The following is a 20,087-nucleotide window of genomic DNA, read 5'->3' on the forward strand; positions in this document are numbered from 1 at the left end:
GTGGTCGCCGTCACCGACGCCGAGGTGCTGTTCACCGCCTCCGGCGGCGCCGCGGAGACCGACCCCGAGCCCGGCTGGATCGCCGTCGGCCGGATCAGCCACGACGGCAAGCGGCTCGGCTGGGAGTCTTCCAACGGCCGTCCGTTCACCTCCGTCACCAGCGCCGTGCACGCGGGCGGGATCACCGTGCGCGCCACCGCAGAGCCCGACCTGCCCGGCACCCTCGTCCAGGTCGCCCGCGACCTGCCCGAAGGCGTGGTCGTCGACGACGTCGCCACCATCGCCTCCTACGCCGAGACCCCGGTCATCACCGCCCGCCCGGTGTTCCGCTTCGCCGGCGAGCGCCGCATCCCGTCCGCCGTCTTCCTGCCCACCGGCTACGACCGCGAGCGGGACGGCCTGCTGCCCGTCCTGATGGACCCGTACGGCGGCCCGCACGGCCAGCGCGTCGTCCAGGCGCACAACCCGCACCTCAACTCGCAGTGGTTCGCCGACCAGGGCTTCGCCGTGGTCGTCGCCGACGGGCGCGGCACCCCCGGGCGCAACCCGGCCTGGGAGAAGTCCATCGCCTTCGACTTCGCCGGGGCCACCCTCGACGACCAGGCCGACGCGTTGCAGGCGCTCGCCGAGGAGTTCCCGCTGGACCTCGGCCGGGTCGCCATCCGCGGCTGGTCGTACGGCGGCTACCTCTCCGCGCTCGCCGTGCTGCGCCGCCCCGACGTCTTCCACGCGGCCGTCGCCGGCGCCCCGGTGACCGACTGGGAGCTGTACGACACCCACTACACCGAGCGCTACCTCGGCCACCCGGCCGAGCGGCCCGAGGTGTACGCGGCCAACTCGCTGACCGGCTACGCCGCCGGGCTGGAGCGGCCGCTGATGATCATCCACGGCCTGGCGGACGACAACGTGGTCGCCGCGCACACCCTGCGGCTGTCCTCCGCGCTGCTCGCGGCCGGCCGCCCGCACACCGTGCTGCCGCTGTCCGGCGTCACGCACATGACGCCGCAGGAGGAGGTCGCGGAGAACCTGCTGCTGCTCCAGGTCGACTTCGTGAAGCGCGCGCTGGGCCTCTGACAACCGGCCTGACCTGCGGTTGTGCGGCCGGTACCCCTGACCCGGGTACCGGCCGCAGCCATGACATCCGTCATACCGAAGGCACGACGGCGGACACTGCCGCCGCACCCCGCCCGCACGGGACCCTGAGGTGGTGCGAACGACACCGATCGCGACACCGATCGCGACCACGGGCGCGACACCACCAGGAGAGAAGAGCAGGGCGATGAGCACCGAAGTGGCCGCCTTCCGCGGCGTCGGCAAGAGCTACGGGCGGGTGCGCGCCGTGGACGACCTCAACCTCGTGCTGCGCCCGGGCGAGACCGTCGCCCTGCTCGGCCCGAACGGCGCCGGCAAGTCCAGCAGCCTGGACCTGCTGCTCGGCCTGCGCCAGCCCGACCAGGGCAGCGTCACGCTGTTCGGCGGCACCCCGCGGGAGGCGATCGTGTCCGGCCGGGTCGGCGCGATGCTGCAGAGCGGCGGGCTGATGGCCGACGCCAAGGTCCGCGAGCTGGTCGAGCTCGCCCGCGCCGTGCACCCGCGCGGCCGGCCGGTCAAGGAGGTGCTGGCCGACGCCGGGATCACCGAACTGGCCGAGCGCCGGGCCGACAAGCTGTCCGGCGGCCAGGAGCAGCGGGTCCGCTTCGCACTCGCGATCGCGGGCGACAGCGACCTGATCGTGCTGGACGAGCCCACCACCGGCATGGACGTCACCGTCCGGCAGGCGTTCTGGGCGAGCATGCGGGCACAGGCCGACGCCGGGCGCACGGTGCTGTTCGCCACCCACTACCTGGAGGAGGCGGACTCGATCGCCGACCGCGTCCTCGTCCTGCACCGGGGCCGGCTGATCGCCGACGGCAGCTCCGCCGAGATCAAGGCGCGCGCCGGAGCCCGTCGAGTCGCCTTCGAACTCCACGACGTGGACGGGGAGTTCGACGAAAACGTGCTACGCCTGCTGCCGGGCGTGCAGTCCCTGGACGTCACCGCCCGGGTGCCGGGCGTGCGGACCGTCCGGATCCGCACCGCGGACGCCGACGCCAGCGTCGCCGGGCTCTACCGGGCGGGCCTGTACCCGCGCGGGCTGGAAGTCACCGGCCTCGGCCTGGAACAGGCCTTCCTGACGATCACCGGCGCGCAGGACCGGCACGAGGACGCGAAGGAGACCGTGCGATGACCACCCTGATCCGGCTGGAGATCCTGCGGACCTTCCGCAACCGGCGCTACCTGGTCTTCACCATCGCCTTCCCGGCGCTGATGTACTTCTTCTTCACCCACGCCTACGGCTCCTCCCCACTGGCCGGCGGCCTGTCGGTGAAGACCTACTTCATGGTCTCGATGGCCACCTTCGGCGCGGTCGGCGCGGTGCTCACCGGCAGCGCGCAGCGGATCTCGCTGGAGCGCAAGAGCGGCTGGGTGCGCCAACTGCGGCTCACCGCGCTGCCCGGCCGGGCGTACACCCTCGGCAAGATCGCCGCGAGCTCGGTGACCACGCTGCCGGCGATCCTGGTGGTCTTCGCGCTCGGCGCGGTCCAGGGCGTGTCGCTCGGCGCGGCGCAGTGGGCCGGTCTGGCGGCGGCGCTGTGGCTGGGCAGCTTCGTGTTCGCGGCACTCGGGGTGGCGCTCGGGTACGCGGCGGCGCCGGACTCGGTGCAGACCATCGTGATGATCACCTACATGGTGATGGCGCTGTTCGGCGGGACGTGGTTCCCGGTGAGCGGCTCGCTGGAGAAGTTCGCCCGGTTCAATCCGGTGTACCTGTACAACCAACTGGCCGCGTTCACCCGGCCCGGGCACTCCCTGGACACCGGCGCGGTCGCCGGACTGGCCGCCTTCCTCGCGGTGTTCGTCGTCGCCGCGGCGGCGCTGTACCGCCGCGACACCCGCCAGGCATGATGACCGACATGACCGAGCCGCGCCAGACCCGCCGATCCGACGAGCAGCCGGAGGCGGGTCCGGCGCGCACGTCGTTCATGACCGTCCCGGGCTCGCCGATCGAGACCAGGCGGCAACTGCTGGTCAAGGTCAGCTGGATGCTGCTGTGGACGATCTACCTGGCCTACCCGGTGGGCAACCTCCTGCACGGCGGGCACGGGGCGGCCGCCCGGGTGTTCGGCTGGCTCTGCCTGGCGGTCTTCGTCGGCGGCTACGTCCTGCTGGTGATCTTCCGCTCGATGGTCGGGATGCGGCCCCGGGCCTGTCGGCTGATCGTCGCGACGATGGTCGTGCTCGCGATCGTCTCGGCCTTCGTTCTCGGTGAGTCCTTCCTGACCCTCTTCACCTACGCCTCGGTGTGCGTCGCCGTGGTCCTGCCGGTGCGCTACGCGCTGCCCGGCGTCGCTGCCATGGCCGCGCTCACCGCCACCGTCGGCGTGCTGAGCCACGCCGGCGGCGACACCATCCCCACCCTGACCTTCACCACCTTCCTCGCCGGCGCCGCGATGACCGGCATGCAGCGGCTGGTCGCCACCATGAAGGAGCTGCGCGAGGCCCGCGCCGCCGTCGCCCACCTGGCCGCGTCCGAGGAACGGCTGCGCCTCTCCCGCGACCTGCACGACCTGCTCGGGCACTCGCTGTCGCTGATCACGCTGAAGAGCGAACTGGCCGGGCGGTTCATGGACGCCGGCAAGGACGAGGCGGCGCGGGCGCAGGTCGCCGACATCGAGCAGGTCGCCCGGCAGTCGCTGATCGACGTCCGGGAGGCGGTGACCGGCTTCCGCCGCCCCACCCTGCCGGTCGAACTCGCCGCCGCCCGCACCGCGCTGGCCGCCGCACAGGTCCGGCTGGAGACCGCGCCGGAACTGGCCGACACCTGGCCGGGGCTCGCCGACGAAGAGGCGGGCGCGCTGGCCTGGGCCCTGCGCGAGGCCGTCACCAACATCGTCCGGCACGGCGAGGGCGCCACCGTCTGCACCGTCACGGCCGACGAGAGCTGGGAGGGCGGCGGCGAGCGCTACGCCGTCCTGGAGATCGCCGACAACGGGCGCGGGCCGGGCAAGTCCCAGCCGGGCAACGGGCTTTCGGGCCTGGAGGAGCGGCTGGCCCTGGTCGGCGGGCGGCTGGAGGCCGGGCCGGGCGAGCGGGGCCGGGGCTTCCGGCTCCGGGCCCTCGTCCCGCTGCGGACGGTCACCGCGCCGGCCGGCACGGAACCCGGCCGGTCGGGTTGACCGTCCTCCCCGGCATGGCTACCGCACTCGTCCTCGGCTTCGACCCGCACACCGTCCCCGGCATGGACGGCGACGGCCTGCGGGCCGTTCTCGACGCCGAACTCGCCCGCTTCGCCGACCACGGCATCGACGCGGCGATGGCCCTGGTCGCGCCCGACGAGACGGCCGGGCCCGCGATCACCGCCGCCCTCGCCGGCCGGGACTGGGACGTCGTCGTCATCGGCGGCGGCATCCGCAAGCCCGAACCCGCCCTGCCCTTCTTCGAGCTCGTCGTCAACCTCGTCCGCCGCCACGCCCCGCAGGCCGCCATCGCCTTCAACACCAGTGGCTCCGACAGTGTCGAGGCCGCCCAGCGCTGGCTCTGACCCGCATCCGGAGTGGGAAGTCGGCCGGGCCGACTTCCTACTCCGAGGGCCGGCCGTCGGTGAGGGAGCGGCTGAACCGGAGGCCGGGGCGGTCGTCGAGGGTGAGTTCGGCGACGACCGTGAAGCCGTTGCGGGTGAGGACGGCTCGGGAGGCGAGGTTGTCGAGGGTGGTGACGGCGGTCAGCGACGTGAGGGCGTAGTCCGCGGCGGCCAGCCGGCAGAGGTGGGCGACGGCGGTGGTGGCGACGCCCCGGCCGACCGCGTGTTCGCCGACGCGGTAGCCGAGTTCGGCGGTGCCGTCGGCGATGTCGACGAGGTTGACGCGGCCGAGGACGGCGCCGGCCGTGTCGAGGACGACGTGGAACCGGCAGGCGCCGGAGTCCTGTTCGGCGAGCAGGGCGGCGTGGCGGGCCGGGAACTCGGCGAAGTAGGCGTCGCCGCGGTCCGGAACGGTCCGCGCGAACCAGGCGCGGTTGGCGCGCTCGAAGGCCAGCAGGGCGTCGGCGTGGTCCGGGCGGAGGCGTTCCAGGTTCAGCATGCCGCCAGTCTGGCCCGCAGGCCTTCGGCGAGTCAGGCGAATTCCTTCCGCGGCCTCTCCGGCGCCCTAAGGTCGTGGCCATGAGTGACATTCAGAACGGGGCCCTGATCCGCGTGCTGCTCGCCGAGGACCAGGGGATGGTCCGGGAGGCGCTGGCGGCGCTGCTCGGGCTGGAGGGGGACATCGACGTCGTCGCGCAGGTGGGGCGCGGGGACGAGGTGGTGGCGGCGGTGCTGGCGCACGAGGTGCAGGTGGCCGTGCTGGACATCGAGATGCCGGGGATGACGGGCATCGAGGCGGCGGCCGAACTGCGCCAGAACGCGCCGGGGACGAGGGTGGTGATCGCGACGACCTTCGGCCGGCCAGGGTACCTGCGGCGGGCGATGGAGTCGGGGGCGGACGCGTTCCTGGTGAAGGACGCTCCGGCCTCGGAGCTGGCGGAGGCGATCCGCCGGGTGCTGCGCGGGGAGCGGGTGATCGATCCGGTGCTGGCGGCGGCCGCGCTGGCGGAGGGGGCGAACCCGCTGACGGCGCGCGAGCGGGACGTGCTGGGCGCGGCGGCGGACGGGGCGGTGAACGCGGACATCGCGCGGCGGCTGCACCTGTCGGAGGGGACGGTCCGCAACTACCTGTCGATGGCGATCCAGAAGACCGAGGCCCGCAACCGCACCGAGGCGGTGCGGATCGCCCGGGAGAAGGGCTGGCTCTGAGCGCGCCCCCGGCCGGCTCCGAGCGCGTTCTCGACCGGCTCCGAGCGCGTTCTCGGGCGGTCGTCAGTTGAGCCGGTGCCGGGCGGCCCGGGCCTCCTGGCGGACCTTGGCGGCGGTGTCGGGGTCGAAGGTGTCGAGGATCTGCGCGAAGGCGTCCATCTCGGCCGAGCCGCCGAGGAAGTCGCCGGTGCGGACGAGGAGTTCGGCGCGTTCGAGGCGGAGCTGGGCGGGGTGGCGGGGCAGCAGGAGGGCGAGTTCGGTGGCCCAGAGCTGGGTGCGGGCGTGTTCGGGGCGGTCGGCGGCCCAGGCGCGGATGTTGCCGAGCACGCGCAGCACGAGGTCGAGCGGCTGGGCGGGGGTGAGCAGGTCGGGGCTGAACTCCTGCCCGGCGCCGCGGACCAGACGTTCGGCGTCGTCCGGGTCGAGCAGCCGCCCGCCGTGGAAGGGGTCGGCGAGCACGTACTCGTCGCCGCCGCCCGGCCCTCCGACGGCGACGATGACGTGGCCGGGCAGCGCGATGCCGTGGACGGCGAGCCCGGCCCGCCGCCCGACCGCCATCCACACCAGGGACAGCATGATCGGCAGTCCGCGCCGCCGCCGCAGCACGTCGGGCAGCAGCGAGGATTCGAGCCGCCGGTAGTCGGACTGCCGCCCGTGGAAGCGTTCCCGCCCGCCGAGGACGGCGGCGAGCAGGGCGGCGGTCTCCTCCGGGCCGGCGGGGGCGCGTTCGGCGACGGCGATCCGGACGGCGCTCGCGTGCCGGTCGAGGGCGGCCTCGCAGGCGGCGAGCAGGGCGTCCACGCTGGGCGGTTCCCCGGGGTCGTCCGGGTCGAGGACCGGGCCGTGTTCGGCGGCGGCGAGCAGGCAGAGCAGCACCGGGTCGGGATGCTCGGCGCGGGCGGCGGTCCGGAAGCGGTCTCTGCTCTGCTCGGTCACGGTGACGGCGACGGCTTTCGTACGGCGGGCGGGCAAAGGCGGGCGAGGAGCGGCGGGCGGGCAGGGCGGCGGTGCGGGCGGGCGGTGCTACCCCTGGGGGAGAAGGGCGTAGTGGTAAGTGTGACTGGTCGTGAAGCCGAGTCCGTCATAGAGCGCGATCGCCCCGGTGTTGTCCGCCTCGACCTGGAGGTACCCGCCGGTCGCCCCCTCCTCGGCGGCCCGGGCGGCGAGCACCGCCATGACGGTCGTGGCCAGCCCGGCCCGCCGGGCGTACGGCGCGACCTCGATCGCGCCGAAGCAGGCCCAGGGCCCGTCGATGACGCAGCGTCCGATCGCCAGCGGCGGCTGTCCGGGGGCGCCCGGCACGGTGGCGAACCAGACCGACGGCCCGCCGTGCAGCACCTGCCGGGCGGCCTGCTCCAGCGCCTCGTCCTCGCCGACCCGGCGGTAGAGCGAGAGCCAGGCCGGGTCGGCGGTCCGGGCGAGCCGGACCCGCTCGGGCCCGGAGCCGGTCCGGGCGAGCCCGGCCAGCGGTGCGGTGCGCACCAGCGTGGGCGCGTAGCCGGCCCCCAGCCGGTCGAGCTCGGCCCGCAGTTCGTCCGGCGAGCCCGGGGTGATCACCTCGACGTACGCGGGAAGGCCGCGCGCCGCGTACCAGCGGCGGACGGCGGCGAGCGCGTCGGGCAGCGGCAGTCCGGGGTCGCCGAGCGCCTGGACGGAGTTGGCGCGCCGGGTGAACCCGGCCGAGGCGCGCAGCGTCCACCCGCCGAGCGGCTCCTGTTCGACGGCGGGCCAGCCGCGGGCCGCGATCCGCTGGAGTTCGACGGGCGTGGCGGCGGGCAGCGGTGCGCGCCGGGCCGGGAAGAGCGGCACGACCTTGCCCGCGACCAGCAGCTTCTCGGCGAAGGAGACGGGGTCGCCGGTCCGCGGGGCGACCGTCAGTCCATGATCGTCCCACGATGTGAGCACGCCGATCGAATCCCGGAACACCGGACGGTCGTCCACGAACCCCGAGAGGCGGCGGACGGACACACGTCGTCCCACGTCAGAGCGATCTATCCGGACCTCCGGACGGTCCTGGGCCGGGCCGCCTGCCGTCATCTGGGCACCTCCTGTGCATTTGCGGTCTCCGACCCGCGATACTAGGGGCGGGCATCGACGACGCCGCGCTCACCGCGCACGCGAGCAGAACAGAACGGGCCGCCACGGCCCTTCCGAGGAGGAACGACAGCGTGACCTACGTCATCGCGCAGCCTTGTGTCGACGTGAAGGACAAGGCGTGCATCGAAGAGTGCCCGGTTGACTGCATCTACGAGGGCGAGCGATCGCTCTACATCCACCCGGATGAGTGTGTCGACTGTGGCGCTTGCGAGCCGGTCTGCCCGGTCGAGGCGATCTTCTACGAGGACGACACCCCGGAGGAGTGGAAGGACTACTACAAGGCGAACGTCGAGTTCTTCGACGATCTGGGTTCGCCCGGTGGCGCCTCGAAGCTGGGTCTGATCGAGCGCGACCACCCCTTCATCGCCGCTCTGCCGCCGCAGAACGCCGACCACTGACGATCGGTGGCATCTGAGCTGTGAACACCAACAGCACGCGCGCGCCGTTCCCGGGTCACCCGGGGGCGGCGCGCCGCGTTTCCGACCTCCTGCCGGTCTTCCCCTGGGACAAGCTGGAGCCGTACAAGGCGACCGCGCTGGCCCACCCGGGCGGTCTCTGCGACTTCTCGGTGGGCACCCCGGTGGACCCGGTCCCCGAGGTGATCCAGAAGGCGCTGGCCGCCGCCACCGACACGCCGGGCTACCCGACGGTGTGGGGCCCGGTGGAGCTGCGCGAGGCGATCGCCGGCTGGCTGCACCGCCGCTGCGGCGCCGAGATCGGCCCGCAGGCCGTGCTGCCGACCGTCGGCTCCAAGGAGCTGGTGGCCTGGCTGCCGACCCAGCTCGGCCTCGGCCCGGGCGACCAGGTCGCCTACCCGCGGCTGGCCTACCCGACGTACGAGGTGGGCGCGCGGCTGTGCGGCGCGGAGCCGGTCGAGTACGACTCGGTGGACGAGCTGGACGGTTCGCGGGTGCGCCTGCTCTGGGTGAACTCGCCGTCCAACCCGACCGGCCGGGTGCTCGGCGGGGACGAGCTGCGCCGGGCGGTCGCCTGGGCCCGGGAGCACGGGGCGCTGCTGGTCAGCGACGAGTGCTACCTGGAGCTGGGCTGGTCCGCCGAGCCGGTCTCGGTCCTGCACCCGGACGTCTGCGGCGCGGGCCACGAGGGCCTGCTGGCCGTCCACTCGCTCTCCAAGCGCTCCAACCTGGCCGGCTACCGCGCCTCCTTCGTGGCGGGTGACCCGGTGGTGGTCAGGGAGCTGCTGGAGGTCCGCAAGCACGGCGGCATGATCGTGCCGGCGCCGGTCCAGGCGGCGACGATCGCGGCGCTGTCGGACGACGCGCACGTGGCGGAGCAGCGGGAGCGGTACGCGGCCCGGCGCTCGGCGCTGCGGGCGGCGCTGGAGGCGTACGGCTTCCGGGTCGAGCACTCGCAGGCGAGCCTCTACCTGTGGGTGACGCAGGACCGCCCGTGCTGGGAGACCGTGGCCGAGCTGGCCGCACTGGGCATCCTGGTGGCGCCCGGTGACTTCTACGGGCCGGCCGGCGAGCGCTTCGTCCGGGTCGCGTTCACCGCGACCGACGAGCGGGTGGCCGCGGCCGTGGAGCGGCTGAACGCGGCCCGCTGACCGACGCCGAAGGGGCCGGTGTTCCGAACGGAACACCGGCCCCTTCGCCGTACCCGGGGCGGGTTACAGCGGCAGACCGCTGATGCTGCCGCCGTTCACGCCGCCCAGCAGGCCGCCGATCGGGCCGAGCGCGCCGGTGAGGCCGGACAGCGGGTTGTTCGGGCCGAGGTCGGCGCCGCCGAGGCGGTTGGCCGAGCCGTGCTCGGCCAGGCCCAGGACGTCGGTGGCGGGCAGGGCGGGCAGCGCGCGCGCGACGGAGCCGAGCGGCAGCGCGTCGGTGACGGCGTTGGTGCCGGGGACGGCGCCGGCGAGCTTGTCGGCGCCGGGCAGGCCCTTGGCGATGGAGCCGGTCTGGGCGAGCCCGCCGACCGGGCTGGCCGCGGCGCTGCGGGTGCCGACGCCCTTGCCGGTGACGGCCTCGCCGAGCTTGCCGGCCAGTGCGGAGGCGACCTTCGGGGTGACGGCGGAGAGCTGGCCGGTGGTGGCGGCGGTCTGGCCGACCGGGGCGGTCAGCGAGCTGGCCTTCTCGTTCGCCTCGGGGAGCTGGTGGGCGACGATGTTGCCGGCGGCGTCGGCGGAGGCCGGTACGCCCGCGGCGACGGTGGCGGCGCCGGTGCTGCCGGCGGCCTGGCCCAGCTGGTGGGTGGTGTGCTGGAGGGTGGAACCGGTGTCGGTGTTGGTCAGCTGGCCCAGCGGCGCGACCAGGTCGCTCTTGGGCAGCAGGGCGTCGCCGCCCAGGGCGGACGCGGAGCCGGCCGCGACCAGCGGGGTCGCGCCGGCCGCCACGAGCAGCGCGGCGCTGGCGATCCGTCGCGTGAGGGGGTGAGACATGGGGCTCCTCGGAGGGTCTGGGTCCGTCACGTCCGCCGGGCGGACGACGGTGTTACCGCTTGAGAAGCCAGAAGGTTTCGGCCTGGATCAGGAAAGTGTCTGACCGACCATCGGATCGTAGGACCGGCGTGACGGCGTCTGGCGGGCCCGTACGGCCCCCGTGGACCCGGCCCCGGGCAAGGGGAGTGACGGTTCTCCAGCGGGGCCGCCACGGCGGGCTCCCGGTCCACCGCGGTTGACCGGGTTCACCCGTCCGGCGGCCACCCGAACGTCGGTTCGTCAGCCCTTGTCGGACGTGGCGAGGGTGACCTGAACGAGCTTGGTCGACGTCCCGGAGGTCTGCGACTGCCAGCCGTCCTCCGACTTGGCCTTGCGCCAGATCTTCCCGTCGTAGGCGACCGTCGCGATGCCCAGCTGCTGGGCCTGGGCGACCGCCCAGTGGGCGACCTCCCAGCCGCTCGCCCGCTCGGCGGTGATCCCGCCGTCGGCTCCGTCGGCCGAGGAGGTCAGCGCGGCGGCGGACGGGTCCGGGGTGAGCGAGACCGCGTTCTCGGCGCCCTTGATGGTCGAGGCGTACCCGGTGGCCGGGGTCACGGTGCGGCCGAACTCGCGGCGCACCCGGTCGGACAGCACCTGGGCCCGGTCCGCGGCGGTGGGCTGGGAGGCGGCCGGGGAGACGGAGGCACTCGCCGTGGGGGAGGACGAGTCGGCCGGATCCGGCTTGGCGTAATCGCGCACCACGCAGGAGAACGAACCGGGCTCCCGGCCGGCCAGCGCCGAGGTGAGCAGCGTCGCCTTGGTCTCGTGCTTGGCGTACGCCTGCGGGTAGCCGCTCTTCTGCACGGCCTGGGCCGCGTCGGTCAGCGGCAGCCGGGTGTAGCCGGGCACCTTGACCAGGCCGTCCAGGAACTTGTTGGTCGCGTAGACCGGGTCCCCGATCTGCTGCGCCGTGCCCCAGCCCATCGAGGGCCGCTGCTGGAACAGGCCGATCGAGTCCCGGTCGCCGCCCGCGAGGTTGCGCAGCTTGGACTCCTGCATCGCGGTGGCCAGCGAGATCGTCGTCGCCCGGTCCGGTAGCCCGCGCGAGCGCGCCACCGCGGCGATCGTCGCGGCGTTGGCCGCCTGCGGGAGCTCCAACGTGCCGCTGCCGGCCGCGGTCTTCACCGTGCAGCCCTCGGGCTCGCCCTGCTTGAAGCCGAACCACCAGATGCCGACCACGGCCAGTCCCGCGACCAGCGCGAGGCCGAGCAGGCCGACGATCACGAGCAACAGCGCGCGCAGTGGACCGCGGCGGGGGGGCGCCAACTCCTCGCCCAGCTCCTCGCCGCTCTTTCTCCTGGCCACCGTCGCCCCTCTCGCGCCTTGCTTCTTGATCCGACACCGTACCCACTCGGACGGGTGTGCGGCGCCACCCGGTTGCGGTTACCCGCCCGCTCGCTCCGGGGCGGGCCGCCGCGCCCCGCGTCACGCAAGCGCCACGCCGGGCGCACACCCCGCGGACTAGGCTGGCGCCATGAGCAGCCCGAACCCGACGCCCCTGGACCTCACCCTCGACGGCGGCGCGCTGACCGCCCGGCTCGTCGACTTCCCGTCGGTGAGCGGCGACGAGCAGGCGCTCGCCGACGCCGTGGAGACCGCGCTGCGCGGCTACCCGCACCTGACCGTGGACCGGTACGGCAACAACGTGGTCGCCCGCACCACCCTCGGCCGCCCCGAGCGCGTCCTGCTCGCCGGCCACCTGGACACCGTGCCGATCGCCGACAACGTGCCCTCCCACGTCGAGGGGGACCTGCTCTACGGCTGCGGCACCTCGGACATGAAGTCCGGCGTCGCCGTCCAGCTGCGGCTCGCCGCCACCCTGACCGAGCCCAACCGCGACCTCACCTTCGTGTTCTACGACTGCGAGGAGGTGGAGGCCCACCGCAACGGCCTCGGCCACCTCGCCAGGGAGCACCCGGACTGGCTGACCGCCGACTTCGCGGTGCTGATGGAGCCGAGCGGCGCGGTCGTCGAGGGCGGCTGCCAGGGCACCCTGCGGGCGCAGATCCGGCTCACCGGCGTGCGCGCGCACGCGGCCCGCAGCTGGCTCGGCGACAACGCCATCCACCACGCCGCCGAGGTGCTCACCCGGCTCGCGGACTACCGGCCGCGCCGGGTGGAGATCGACGGACTGGAGTACCGGGAGGGCCTGAACGCCGTCCGGATCGACGGCGGCGTGGCCGGCAACGTCATCCCGGACGAGTGCGTCGTGACGGTCAACTTCCGCTACGCGCCGGACCGCAGCGAGGCGGAGGCGGAGAAGCACGTGCGGGAGGTCTTCGACGGCTTCGAGCTGACCGTCACCGACTTCGCCCCGGGCGCGCTGCCCGGGCTCGCCCAGCCGGCCGCCCAGGCCTTCCTGGAGGCCACTGGCGGCCAGGCCCGGGCCAAGTTCGGCTGGACCGACGTCGCCCGGTTCAGCGCGCTGGGCGTCCCGGCGGTCAACTACGGCCCCGGTGACCCGAACCTCGCGCACAAGCGGGAGGAGCACTGCTCGCTGAGCGCCATCGCGGAGACCGAGGACCGGCTGAGGGCCTGGCTGACCAGCTGAGGTGCCGCTCCGATGATCGGCCGGTCCGACCGGCCGATCATCGGCTGAGCGCCATCTTCCGGTCGCCCAACCGACCTTCCCCTGTTGCCTGAAAACCGGGATCACCGGACGTAGGGTTTCGTCATGACAGGCACAGGAGACGAGAAGCACTACGGACACGGCCCCGAGCAGGTCGGCGCGCCGCGGAAGAAGAAGGCCTGGCCCGAGAAGCAGAAGGGCCCGGTGCTGGTGCGCCGGGACCAGGTCGGCACGAGCACCACGGACCAGCGGCTGCTGGACACCACCGGCCCGACCGACTGGCTGCACACCGATCCGTGGCGGGTGCTGCGGATCACCTCCGAGTTCGTCGAGGGCTTCGGCGCCCTCGCCGAACTCCCGCCCGCGATCAGCGTCTTCGGCTCCGCCCGGACCCCGGCCGACTCGCCCGAGTACGAGGCCGGCGTGGCCATCGGCCGGGCCCTCGCCGAGGCCGGCTACGCGGTGATCACCGGCGGCGGCCCGGGTGCCATGGAGGCCGCCAACCGCGGCGCCTCCGAGGCCGGCGGCCTCAGCGTCGGCCTCGGCATCGAGCTGCCCTTCGAGCAGGGCCTCAACGAGTTCGTCGACCTCGGGCTGAACTTCCGTTACTTCTTCGTCCGCAAGACGATGTTCGTGAAGTACTCCCAGGGCTTCGTGGTCCTGCCCGGCGGGCTCGGCACGCTGGACGAGCTGTTCGAGGCGCTCACCCTGGTGCAGACGAAGAAGGTCACCCGCTTCCCGGTGATCCTCTTCGGCAGCGCGTACTGGGGCGGCCTCTACGAGTGGCTGAAGAACACCCTGGTCGCGCAGGGCAAGGCGGCCCCGCACGACCTGGAGCTGTTCCACATCACCGACGAGATCGACGAGGTCATGAAGATCCTCGCCGACACCCGCCGGCCGACCAACCAGATCTAGGCCCTCCGGCCCTCCGGGCCGCCTACGCCAGCCCCCGGCGGGCGACCGCCGGGGGGCGGGTGCCCCGGATCGAGGCGACCATGTCCAGCACCTGGCGGGTCTCCGCGACCTGGTGGACCCGGTAGACCTGCGCGCCCAGCCAGGCCGAGACCGCGGTGGTGGCCAGGGTGCCGAGCAGCCGCTCGTTCACCGGCCGGTCCAGCGTCTCGCCGACGAAGTCCTTGTTGGACAGTGAGACCAGCACCGGGAAGCCGGTCGCGGTCATCTCCGGCAGCCGCCGGGTGGCCTCCAGCGAGTGCCGGGTGTTCTTGCCGAAGTCGTGCCCCGGGTCGATGATCACCGCGTCCCGCCGCACACCCAGCCCCACCGCCCGCTCGGCCAGCCCGACGGTCACCCGCAGGATGTCCGCCATCACGTCCTGGTAGCCGACCCGGTGCGGCCGGGTGCGCGGCTCGGCGCCGCCCGCGTGCGTGCAGACCAGCCCGACGTCGTGGCGCGCGGCCACCTCGGCGAGCTCCGGGTCCACCCCGCCCCAGGCGTCGTTCAGCAGGTCGGCGCCCACCTCGCAGACCGCCTCGCCGACCTCGTGCCGCCAGGTGTCGACGCTGATCACGGCCTCCGGGTGGCGCTTGCGCAACTCGGCCACGAAGGGCACGGTGCGCCGCAGCTCCTCCTCCACCGTGACCTCGTCACCGGGCCCGGCCTTCACCCCGCCGATGTCCAGGATCGCCGCGCCCTCGGCCATCGCGCGGTCGGCGGCGGCGAACGCGGCCTCGTCCGCGAAGGTCGCCCCCTTGTCGAAGAACGAGTCCGGCGTCCGGTTGACGATCGCCATGATCACCAGCTCGTCGTCACCGAATTCCCGCGGTCCCAGGCGCAGTGCCACCGATGTCTCCTCCACAGCTGCTGCGGGTGCGATGATGGCCCCCGGCCTCACAGGGACCATGCTGTCATGATCAGTTTGGTCGGGGGCACTTCGCAGCAGGCCGGCCGGGAGTTCGGGAGGACAGCTCGTGTTCTGGGTGATCGTGGTCGCCATGGCCGTGGTGGTCGGCGGCGCCGCGCTGGTGGCGCTCGGCGGGGGCGGCTCGATGCCGGAGGCGGTGCAGGACCGCCTCGCGGCCCGGCTGCCGCAGGACCGTCCGCTGAGCAAGGCGGACGTCGACGACCTGCGGCTGCCGATGGCCGTCCGCGGCTACCGGATGGACGAGGTCGACGACGTCCTGGACCGCCTCGGCGCCGAACTCGCCTACCGCGACTCGCGGATCGCCGAACTGGAGGCCGCCGGTCACCTGCGCGGCGCGGTCGAGGCGACCGACGGCCCGGACGCCGGCGCCGAACCGCTGCCCGGACTGGAGGAGTTCGCGAAGGTGGTCGAGCCGGCCGTCGCGCTCACCAAGGAGCGGCCCGAGCAGGAGCGGCCCGAGGACGCGAAACCGGTGAACGACCGGTGACCGCCCTCACCGAGGGCGCGGTGCTCGGCGCGGACGGCCTGCGCCGCTGCGCCTGGGGCGAGTCGACCGACGACTACCGGGCCTACCACGACACCGAGTGGGGCCGTCCGGTGCACGGCGACGACGCCCTGTTCGAGCGGGTCTGCCTGGAGGCGTTCCAGTCCGGGCTGTCCTGGCTGACCATCCTGCGCCGCCGGGAGGGCTTCCGGGCCGCGTTCGCCGGCTTCGGGATCGCCGAGGTCGCCGAGTTCGGCGAGGCGGACGTGGAGCGGCTGCTCGCCGACACCGGCATCATCCGCAACCGGGCCAAGATCCAGGCCGCCATCGCCAACGCCCGGGTCGCCCGCGACCTGGACGGCGGGCTGGACGCGCTGATCTGGCAGTTCGCCGGAGCCCCGGACCGGCCGGCCCCCCGCACGACGGGGGAGGTGCCGGCCGTCACGCCCGAGTCGACCGCGCTCGCGAAGGCCCTGAAGAAGGAGGGCTTCCGCTTCGTCGGCCCGACCACCGCCTACGCCCTGATGCAGGCCTGCGGCCTGGTCGACGACCACCTGGCGGACTGCCACGTCCGCACCGCGCGCCCGGTCTGACCGGTCGGGCAGGGCCTGGGGCCTAGCGGCCCAGGTACTGCGGCTTCTCCTTGGCGATGAAGGCGCGGACCGCGATCCGGTGGTCCTCGCTCTCGCCGGCCAGGGTCTGCAGCTCGTCCTCCTTGTCGAGCAGTTCGTCCAGCGAGTGCGAGGCGCCGTACGCCAGCGACTCCTTGATGGCGCCGTAGGCCACCGTGGGGCCCGCGGCCAGCTCCTGGGCGAAGGCCCGCGCGGTGGCGGCGAGCTCCCCGGCCGGCACCACCCTGGTGGCCAGGCCCAGCTCCAGCGCCTCGGCGGCCTTGACCGTCCGGGGCAGCATCAGCAGCTCGGTGGCCCTGGCGTGCCCGACCAGCCGGGGCAGCGTCCAGGAGGCGCCCGAGTCGGCGGTCAGGGCGATCCCGGCGAAGGCGGTGTTGAAGCCGGCCCGGTCGGAGAGGACCCGGAAGTCGCAGGCGAAGGCCAGCGAGGCGCCCGCGCCGGCCGCCACCCCGCCGACCGCGGCGACGGTCGGCTTGCGCATCCCGGCCAGCGCCCGCACCAGCGGGTTGTAGTGCTCGGCGACGGTGCGCAGCGCGCCCTCGCCGGTCTCGTCGGCCCGCTTCAGCATCGTCAGGTGCTCGTTCAGGTCCTGCCCGACGCAGAACGCGCGCTCGCCGGCCCCGGTCAGCAGCACCGCCCGCGCCGCCGGGTCCGCGGCCGCGGCGGCCACGGCGTCCCGCAGTGCGATCTTGGTCGCTACGTCGAGGGCGTTCATCGCCTCCGGGCGGTTGATGGTGATGACGGCCAGGCCGCCGTCCAGCTCGTACAGCACGGAATCGGACATGGGCGAGGGCTCCCCGGTGGTCGGCTCGGTGTCGGTCGAGTGCCAGGATGCCGGAGCGGACGGCCGGGTGAGGAGTGTGAGGTATCGCACCTTTCGGCGGCCCGCGCACCGCCGCCACGCCGGGGCTTATGACGGCAATTGCGGCGCTTGGGGGCGGTCCGGCCGATGTTGCACCGAGAGTGATGTTGGTCATCAGCCCGTGGCATGCGGGATAATGGCTTCCGATCAATGCGTTCGATACCGGCGGTGGACGGACTGCCGGTGCGTAGCTGAGCGGTTGCAGGAAGGGGAACGAGCATGGCGGCCATGAAGCCGCGGACGGGTGACGGCCCGCTCGAAGTCACCAAAGAGGGACGGGGCATCATCATGCGCGTTCCGCTCGAAGGCGGCGGACGCCTTGTGGTGGAGCTCACACCTGACGAGGCCGACGCCCTCGGCGAGGCCCTGAAGAAGGCCTGCGGCTGACCGCAGCGGGTGCTCGTCATCTCCTGGAGATGTGCTGCCGGGCCCGGGTACGACGTCATGTCGGCCCGGGCCCCGCGGCGTTTGGGGCCCTGCGGCGTTCAGGGGCCCGGCGCATCAGGCGCCCGGCGGCCGCGGCCTGAGGCGGCGGGACCGCCACCTGACGGTCCCACTGCCTGACGGCCCTGCCGCTCGACGGTCCTACCGCTTGATGGCGCAGAGCAGCCCGTCCGAGACCGGCAGCAGCGCCGGCAGCAGCGCCTCGCTCTCCCGGACGTCCCGGACCAGGTCGCGCACCGCGCCCGTCTGGGGGTCCTGCAGCTCCGGCTCGGCCAGCCGGCCCTCCTGGAACACCCCCTCGAAGCAGACCATCCCGCCCGGCCGCAGCAGCCGCAGCGACTCCAGCAGGTACTCCCGGGACTCGGCCGGGTCGCCGTCGCAGAACACCAGGTCGTACTGGCCGTCGGCGAGCCGGGGCAGCACCTCCAGCGCCCGGCCCGGTATGAACCGCGAGCGGTTGGCCGCGAATCCGGCCGCGTGGTACGCCTCGCGGGCCAGCTGCTGGCGCACCGGTTCGGAGTCCACCGTGGTGAGCACGCCGTCCGGCCGCATGCCGCGCAGCAGGTAGACCCCGGAGACGCCCGTCCCGGTGCCGATCTCGGCCACCGCCTTGGCGTCCAGTGCCGCGGCCAGCAGTCGCAGGCACGCCCCGCCGCTGGGCCCGATCGCCCGTATCCCGGTGCGCGCGGACTGCGCCCGGGCGTAGGTCAGCACCGCGTCCTCGCCGACGTAGGTGTCGGCGAGGGCCACACGCTCGGGCCCGAACTCGCTGATGGCTGCCTCTTTCGGAGCCCCGGGTTACGGCCCGGTGCCGAGGGAAGTCGATATTTCCTGGCACAGATTACTGGCCGACCGGGAACCGCGTACGGCGGCGGGCCGTTGTCACGAAGGACCGGGTACGGGAGACCTCCCGGGCACTTTTATCCGGGCTTGACGGGTGAGGTGGATATGGTGGTGGCCCTGCTGGGCAGAAGAGCCGACCGAGGAGGTGTGGCCGAGGGCGACGTCCCCGTGCGGCGGCACTCCCGCTGCACCGCGTCGGCCCGTACGCCGAAGCCCGTGATGAACCAGCCTGCGCACTCCGACCTGGACCAGCCCGCCGCCGCAACGCCGGCCGCCGGTACCACCGAGGCCCCCGCCCTCGCGACCTTCACCGAGGGCCCCGACGCGCAGACCTGGACTCCGCCCTCCTGGGAGGAGATCGTCGAGGCGCACAGCGCCCGGGTCTACCGCCTCGCGTACCGCCTGACGGGAAACCAGCACGACGCCGAGGACCTCACCCAGGAGGTCTTCGTCCGGGTGTTCCGTTCGCTGTCCACCTACACCCCCGGCACGTTCGAGGGCTGGCTGCACCGGATCACCACCAACCTGTTCCTGGACATGGTCCGCCGCCGCCAGCGCATCCGCTTCGACGCGCTCGGCGAGGACGCGGCCGAGCGGCTCGCCTCCCGCGAGCCCAGCCCGGCCCAGCACTTCAGCGACACCCACTTCGACGCCGACGTGCAGCACGCCCTGGACACCCTCGCCCCGGAGTTCCGCGCCGCCGTGGTGCTCTGCGACATCGAGGGACTGTCCTACGAGGAGATCGCCGCCACGCTGGGCGTCAAGCTCGGCACCGTCCGCAGCCGCATCCACCGCGGCCGCTCGCACCTGCGCGCCGCGCTCAAGCACCGTGCCCCCGGCTCGGCCCCCGGGCGCGAGCGCCGCGGCGGCTCGGAGGAGCCGGTGCCGGTCGGCGCCGCCGTCGAGGGCGCGCTCGCGCCGGGTGCGCGCGGACGGAGGCGATCGTGAGCGGAACCGGCCGGTCCGGGCCGGGCCAGCCGGACCCGTCCGGCCGGTCGGCGGCCAGGCGGGGCTGGGCCCTGCCCGGCCGCCGCGGCGGCGACGAACCGGGCGAGCCCGTCCTGCCCGCGCTCCCGCTGCCGGGCGAGACGGCGCTGCGCGCGGTGCCGGTGCGCCCCGCCGAGCCGGCCGCCGAGGAGCACCACCTCGGTGAGCGCCTCTCCGCGTTCCTGGACGGCGAACTCGGCCACGACTCGCGCGATCGCGTCCAGGCCCACCTGGCGACCTGCCCGCAGTGCCTCGCCGAGGTCGACGCGGGCCGGGCCGTCAAGCACCTGCTGACCCGCACCGGCACCCCCGGGCCGTCCTCCGGCCTGATGGCCCGGCTGATGGCCGTCGGCGCCCTGCCGGCGGACGATCCGGCGGAGGCCGACTGGCCCGTCGGGCGCGGCAGCCGCGGTGACGACGACGACCTGCCCGGCGGCGGGGTCGCGGCCGGCGGCACGCTCGGCGGCAGCCGGCTCACCGGCGGCTCCTTCGGCCGCGGCGCAGGCGCCTCCTTCGGCACGGGCGCGCTCGGCGCCGACACCCCGGTGCCCGGGGTCGACCCGCGGGCGTTCGGGCGCGGCGGCGCGGTGCTGCGGCCCCTGATGGGCCGGCGCAACGGCCGCCCCGAGGCCGCGGCCCGCCCCGAGAGCCCCGCCCGGCCCCGCCCGGCCGCCGCCGCCGTACGCTCCGCCGCGCCGCGCGGGCGCCGCTTCGTCTTCGCCGCCGCGGGCGCCTTCTCGGTCGCCGCGGTCACGCTCGGCGGGGTCGGCGGCCTCAGCGCGCAGAGCGAGGACCAGCACGGCAACCCGGTCAGCACGGTCGGCAACAGCGGCGGCACGGGCCGCGGCGGGGGCCTGGTCCCGATGACCGCGCAGATCCCGGTGGACTTCCCGGCCCACCCCGTCGCCGCGACCCGCGACGCGACGCCGCCGCCGGCCTCGGAGCGAAACTCGGGCGGCCTGCCCGCACTGCGCCAGCAGACCCGCTAGGCCCTGTCCGGGCCTGGAGCGCCGCTCGCGC

Annotated in this window: 23 protein-coding genes; 15 read left to right on the forward strand and 8 right to left on the reverse strand. The window is 74.2% G+C overall.

What is annotated here, in order from left to right:
- The 5 genes from ACFWPT_RS26735 to ACFWPT_RS26755 all read left to right on the forward strand — a co-directional run.
- On the forward strand, positions 1-1,074 hold a 1,074-nt coding region (locus ACFWPT_RS26735; protein WP_380341365.1), incomplete at its 5' end, for a S9 family peptidase.
- A gap of 205 nt (positions 1,075-1,279) precedes the next feature.
- Positions 1,280-2,227, forward strand: coding sequence for an ATP-binding cassette domain-containing protein (locus ACFWPT_RS26740; RefSeq protein WP_380378453.1), 948 nt, complete (start codon positions 1,280-1,282; stop codon positions 2,225-2,227).
- Positions 2,224-2,946 carry an ABC transporter permease gene (locus ACFWPT_RS26745; RefSeq protein ID WP_363372553.1) on the forward strand — a complete coding sequence of 241 codons (723 nt, stop codon included), beginning with the start codon at positions 2,224-2,226 and terminating at the stop codon, positions 2,944-2,946. Before ACFWPT_RS26740 ends, ACFWPT_RS26745 begins: the two co-directional genes overlap by 4 nt.
- 8 nt (positions 2,947-2,954) lie before the next feature.
- Positions 2,955-4,217, forward strand: a complete 1,263-nt coding sequence (locus ACFWPT_RS26750; protein WP_380484812.1) for a sensor histidine kinase — start codon at positions 2,955-2,957, stop codon at positions 4,215-4,217.
- Between the two features lie 14 nt (positions 4,218-4,231).
- Complete coding sequence (locus ACFWPT_RS26755) at positions 4,232-4,582, forward strand: hypothetical protein (protein ID WP_380378450.1); 351 nt, start codon at positions 4,232-4,234, stop codon at positions 4,580-4,582.
- Between the two features lie 37 nt (positions 4,583-4,619).
- On the opposite strand, the gene ACFWPT_RS26760 is transcribed toward ACFWPT_RS26755, so the two are convergent.
- Complete coding sequence (locus ACFWPT_RS26760; protein ID WP_380484814.1) at positions 4,620-5,120, reverse strand: GNAT family N-acetyltransferase; 501 nt, start codon at positions 5,118-5,120, stop codon at positions 4,620-4,622.
- A gap of 80 nt (positions 5,121-5,200) precedes the next feature.
- On the opposite strand from ACFWPT_RS26760, the gene ACFWPT_RS26765 reads away from it, so the two are divergent.
- Positions 5,201-5,830 (forward strand): response regulator, encoded by a 630-nt coding sequence (locus tag ACFWPT_RS26765; RefSeq protein ID WP_380484816.1) that lies wholly within the window; start codon positions 5,201-5,203, stop codon positions 5,828-5,830.
- A gap of 63 nt (positions 5,831-5,893) precedes the next feature.
- On the opposite strand, the gene ACFWPT_RS26770 is transcribed toward ACFWPT_RS26765, so the two are convergent.
- Entirely contained in the window at positions 5,894-6,766 is an 873-nt protein-coding gene (locus tag ACFWPT_RS26770) for a transglutaminase family protein (protein WP_380484818.1), read from the reverse strand.
- An 87-nt stretch (positions 6,767-6,853) separates the two neighbouring features.
- Positions 6,854-7,867 (reverse strand): GNAT family N-acetyltransferase, encoded by a 1,014-nt coding sequence (locus ACFWPT_RS26775; protein WP_380484821.1) that lies wholly within the window; start codon positions 7,865-7,867, stop codon positions 6,854-6,856.
- A gap of 131 nt (positions 7,868-7,998) precedes the next feature.
- Here ACFWPT_RS26775 and fdxA point away from each other — a divergent pair, with 131 nt between their 5' ends.
- Positions 7,999-8,325, forward strand: a complete 327-nt coding sequence (fdxA, locus tag ACFWPT_RS26780) for a ferredoxin (RefSeq protein ID WP_030061559.1) — start codon at positions 7,999-8,001, stop codon at positions 8,323-8,325.
- A gap of 20 nt (positions 8,326-8,345) precedes the next feature.
- Positions 8,346-9,494 carry a succinyldiaminopimelate transaminase gene (gene dapC, locus ACFWPT_RS26785; protein ID WP_380484823.1) on the forward strand — a complete coding sequence of 383 codons (1,149 nt, stop codon included), beginning with the start codon at positions 8,346-8,348 and terminating at the stop codon, positions 9,492-9,494.
- Between the two features lie 63 nt (positions 9,495-9,557).
- Here the strand turns inward: dapC and ACFWPT_RS26790 are convergent, their stop codons facing one another.
- Together ACFWPT_RS26790 and ACFWPT_RS26795 are read right to left on the reverse strand one after the other, a co-directional pair.
- Positions 9,558-10,325, reverse strand: a complete 768-nt coding sequence (locus ACFWPT_RS26790; RefSeq protein WP_380484825.1) for a hypothetical protein — start codon at positions 10,323-10,325, stop codon at positions 9,558-9,560.
- A gap of 279 nt (positions 10,326-10,604) precedes the next feature.
- Entirely contained in the window at positions 10,605-11,669 is a 1,065-nt protein-coding gene (locus tag ACFWPT_RS26795; protein ID WP_380484827.1) for a hypothetical protein, read from the reverse strand.
- A gap of 169 nt (positions 11,670-11,838) precedes the next feature.
- Here ACFWPT_RS26795 and dapE point away from each other — a divergent pair, with 169 nt between their 5' ends.
- Together dapE and ACFWPT_RS26805 are read left to right on the forward strand one after the other, a co-directional pair.
- Positions 11,839-12,915, forward strand: coding sequence for a succinyl-diaminopimelate desuccinylase (gene dapE / locus ACFWPT_RS26800; protein ID WP_380378442.1), 1,077 nt, complete (start codon positions 11,839-11,841; stop codon positions 12,913-12,915).
- Positions 12,916-13,038: 123 nt separating this feature from the next.
- Positions 13,039-13,848, forward strand: a complete 810-nt coding sequence (locus ACFWPT_RS26805) for a TIGR00730 family Rossman fold protein (protein WP_350879904.1) — start codon at positions 13,039-13,041, stop codon at positions 13,846-13,848.
- A gap of 22 nt (positions 13,849-13,870) precedes the next feature.
- On the opposite strand, the gene folP is transcribed toward ACFWPT_RS26805, so the two are convergent.
- Positions 13,871-14,683, reverse strand: a complete 813-nt coding sequence (gene folP, locus ACFWPT_RS26810; RefSeq protein WP_380484853.1) for a dihydropteroate synthase — start codon at positions 14,681-14,683, stop codon at positions 13,871-13,873.
- A gap of 178 nt (positions 14,684-14,861) precedes the next feature.
- Between folP and ACFWPT_RS26815 the strand changes: the two genes are divergently transcribed.
- Both ACFWPT_RS26815 and ACFWPT_RS26820 read left to right on the forward strand, forming a co-directional pair.
- Complete coding sequence (locus ACFWPT_RS26815) at positions 14,862-15,302, forward strand: DivIVA domain-containing protein (protein ID WP_063347936.1); 441 nt, start codon at positions 14,862-14,864, stop codon at positions 15,300-15,302.
- Positions 15,299-15,892, forward strand: coding sequence for a DNA-3-methyladenine glycosylase I (locus ACFWPT_RS26820; RefSeq protein WP_380378439.1), 594 nt, complete (start codon positions 15,299-15,301; stop codon positions 15,890-15,892). Before ACFWPT_RS26815 ends, ACFWPT_RS26820 begins: the two co-directional genes overlap by 4 nt.
- A gap of 22 nt (positions 15,893-15,914) precedes the next feature.
- Here ACFWPT_RS26820 and ACFWPT_RS26825 read toward each other — a convergent pair whose 3' ends face one another.
- Positions 15,915-16,715 carry an enoyl-CoA hydratase-related protein gene (locus ACFWPT_RS26825; protein WP_380484829.1) on the reverse strand — a complete coding sequence of 267 codons (801 nt, stop codon included), beginning with the start codon at positions 16,713-16,715 and terminating at the stop codon, positions 15,915-15,917.
- A 297-nt stretch (positions 16,716-17,012) separates the two neighbouring features.
- Here ACFWPT_RS26825 and ACFWPT_RS26830 point away from each other — a divergent pair, with 297 nt between their 5' ends.
- Positions 17,013-17,180, forward strand: coding sequence for a DUF3117 domain-containing protein (locus ACFWPT_RS26830; RefSeq protein ID WP_014137929.1), 168 nt, complete (start codon positions 17,013-17,015; stop codon positions 17,178-17,180).
- Positions 17,181-17,378: 198 nt separating this feature from the next.
- Here ACFWPT_RS26830 and ACFWPT_RS26835 read toward each other — a convergent pair whose 3' ends face one another.
- Complete coding sequence (locus tag ACFWPT_RS26835) at positions 17,379-17,987, reverse strand: O-methyltransferase (protein ID WP_244293377.1); 609 nt, start codon at positions 17,985-17,987, stop codon at positions 17,379-17,381.
- Between the two features lie 312 nt (positions 17,988-18,299).
- Between ACFWPT_RS26835 and sigE the strand changes: the two genes are divergently transcribed.
- Entirely contained in the window at positions 18,300-19,028 is a 729-nt protein-coding gene (gene sigE, locus ACFWPT_RS26840) for an RNA polymerase sigma factor SigE (protein WP_371522687.1), read from the forward strand.
- Positions 19,025-20,056: a zf-HC2 domain-containing protein gene (locus tag ACFWPT_RS26845; protein ID WP_380378436.1), complete on the forward strand. Its 1,032-nt coding sequence runs from the start codon at positions 19,025-19,027 to the stop codon at positions 20,054-20,056. Before sigE ends, ACFWPT_RS26845 begins: the two co-directional genes overlap by 4 nt.
- Positions 20,057-20,087: the final 31 nt, after the last annotated feature.

The sequence above is a fragment of the Kitasatospora sp. NPDC058478 genome, assembly GCF_042720345.1.
In the GTDB taxonomy this organism is placed as follows: domain Bacteria; phylum Actinomycetota; class Actinomycetes; order Streptomycetales; family Streptomycetaceae; genus Kitasatospora.

Excerpts from the sequence above, each read along its gene's own strand:
- ACFWPT_RS26740 (WP_380378453.1), top strand. The coding sequence starts at position 1,280 with ATGAGCACCGAAGTGGCCGCCTTCCGCGGCGTCGGCAAGAGCTACGGG.
- ACFWPT_RS26790 (WP_380484825.1), bottom strand. The coding sequence starts at position 10,325 with ATGTCTCACCCCCTCACGCGACGGATCGCCAGCGCCGCGCTGCTCGTG.
- ACFWPT_RS26760 (WP_380484814.1), bottom strand. The coding sequence starts at position 5,120 with ATGCTGAACCTGGAACGCCTCCGCCCGGACCACGCCGACGCCCTGCTG.
- sigE (WP_371522687.1), top strand. The coding sequence starts at position 18,300 with ATGAACCAGCCTGCGCACTCCGACCTGGACCAGCCCGCCGCCGCAACG.
- ACFWPT_RS26830 (WP_014137929.1), top strand. The coding sequence starts at position 17,013 with ATGGCGGCCATGAAGCCGCGGACGGGTGACGGCCCGCTCGAAGTCACC.
- ACFWPT_RS26825 (WP_380484829.1), bottom strand. The coding sequence starts at position 16,715 with ATGTCCGATTCCGTGCTGTACGAGCTGGACGGCGGCCTGGCCGTCATC.
- dapE (WP_380378442.1), top strand. The coding sequence starts at position 11,839 with ATGAGCAGCCCGAACCCGACGCCCCTGGACCTCACCCTCGACGGCGGC.
- ACFWPT_RS26805 (WP_350879904.1), top strand. The coding sequence starts at position 13,039 with ATGACAGGCACAGGAGACGAGAAGCACTACGGACACGGCCCCGAGCAG.
- ACFWPT_RS26755 (WP_380378450.1), top strand. The coding sequence starts at position 4,232 with ATGGCTACCGCACTCGTCCTCGGCTTCGACCCGCACACCGTCCCCGGC.
- folP (WP_380484853.1), bottom strand. The coding sequence starts at position 14,683 with ATGGCGATCGTCAACCGGACGCCGGACTCGTTCTTCGACAAGGGGGCG.
- ACFWPT_RS26750 (WP_380484812.1), top strand. The coding sequence starts at position 2,955 with ATGACCGAGCCGCGCCAGACCCGCCGATCCGACGAGCAGCCGGAGGCG.
- ACFWPT_RS26745 (WP_363372553.1), top strand. The coding sequence starts at position 2,224 with ATGACCACCCTGATCCGGCTGGAGATCCTGCGGACCTTCCGCAACCGG.
- ACFWPT_RS26775 (WP_380484821.1), bottom strand. The coding sequence starts at position 7,867 with ATGACGGCAGGCGGCCCGGCCCAGGACCGTCCGGAGGTCCGGATAGAT.
- ACFWPT_RS26765 (WP_380484816.1), top strand. The coding sequence starts at position 5,201 with ATGAGTGACATTCAGAACGGGGCCCTGATCCGCGTGCTGCTCGCCGAG.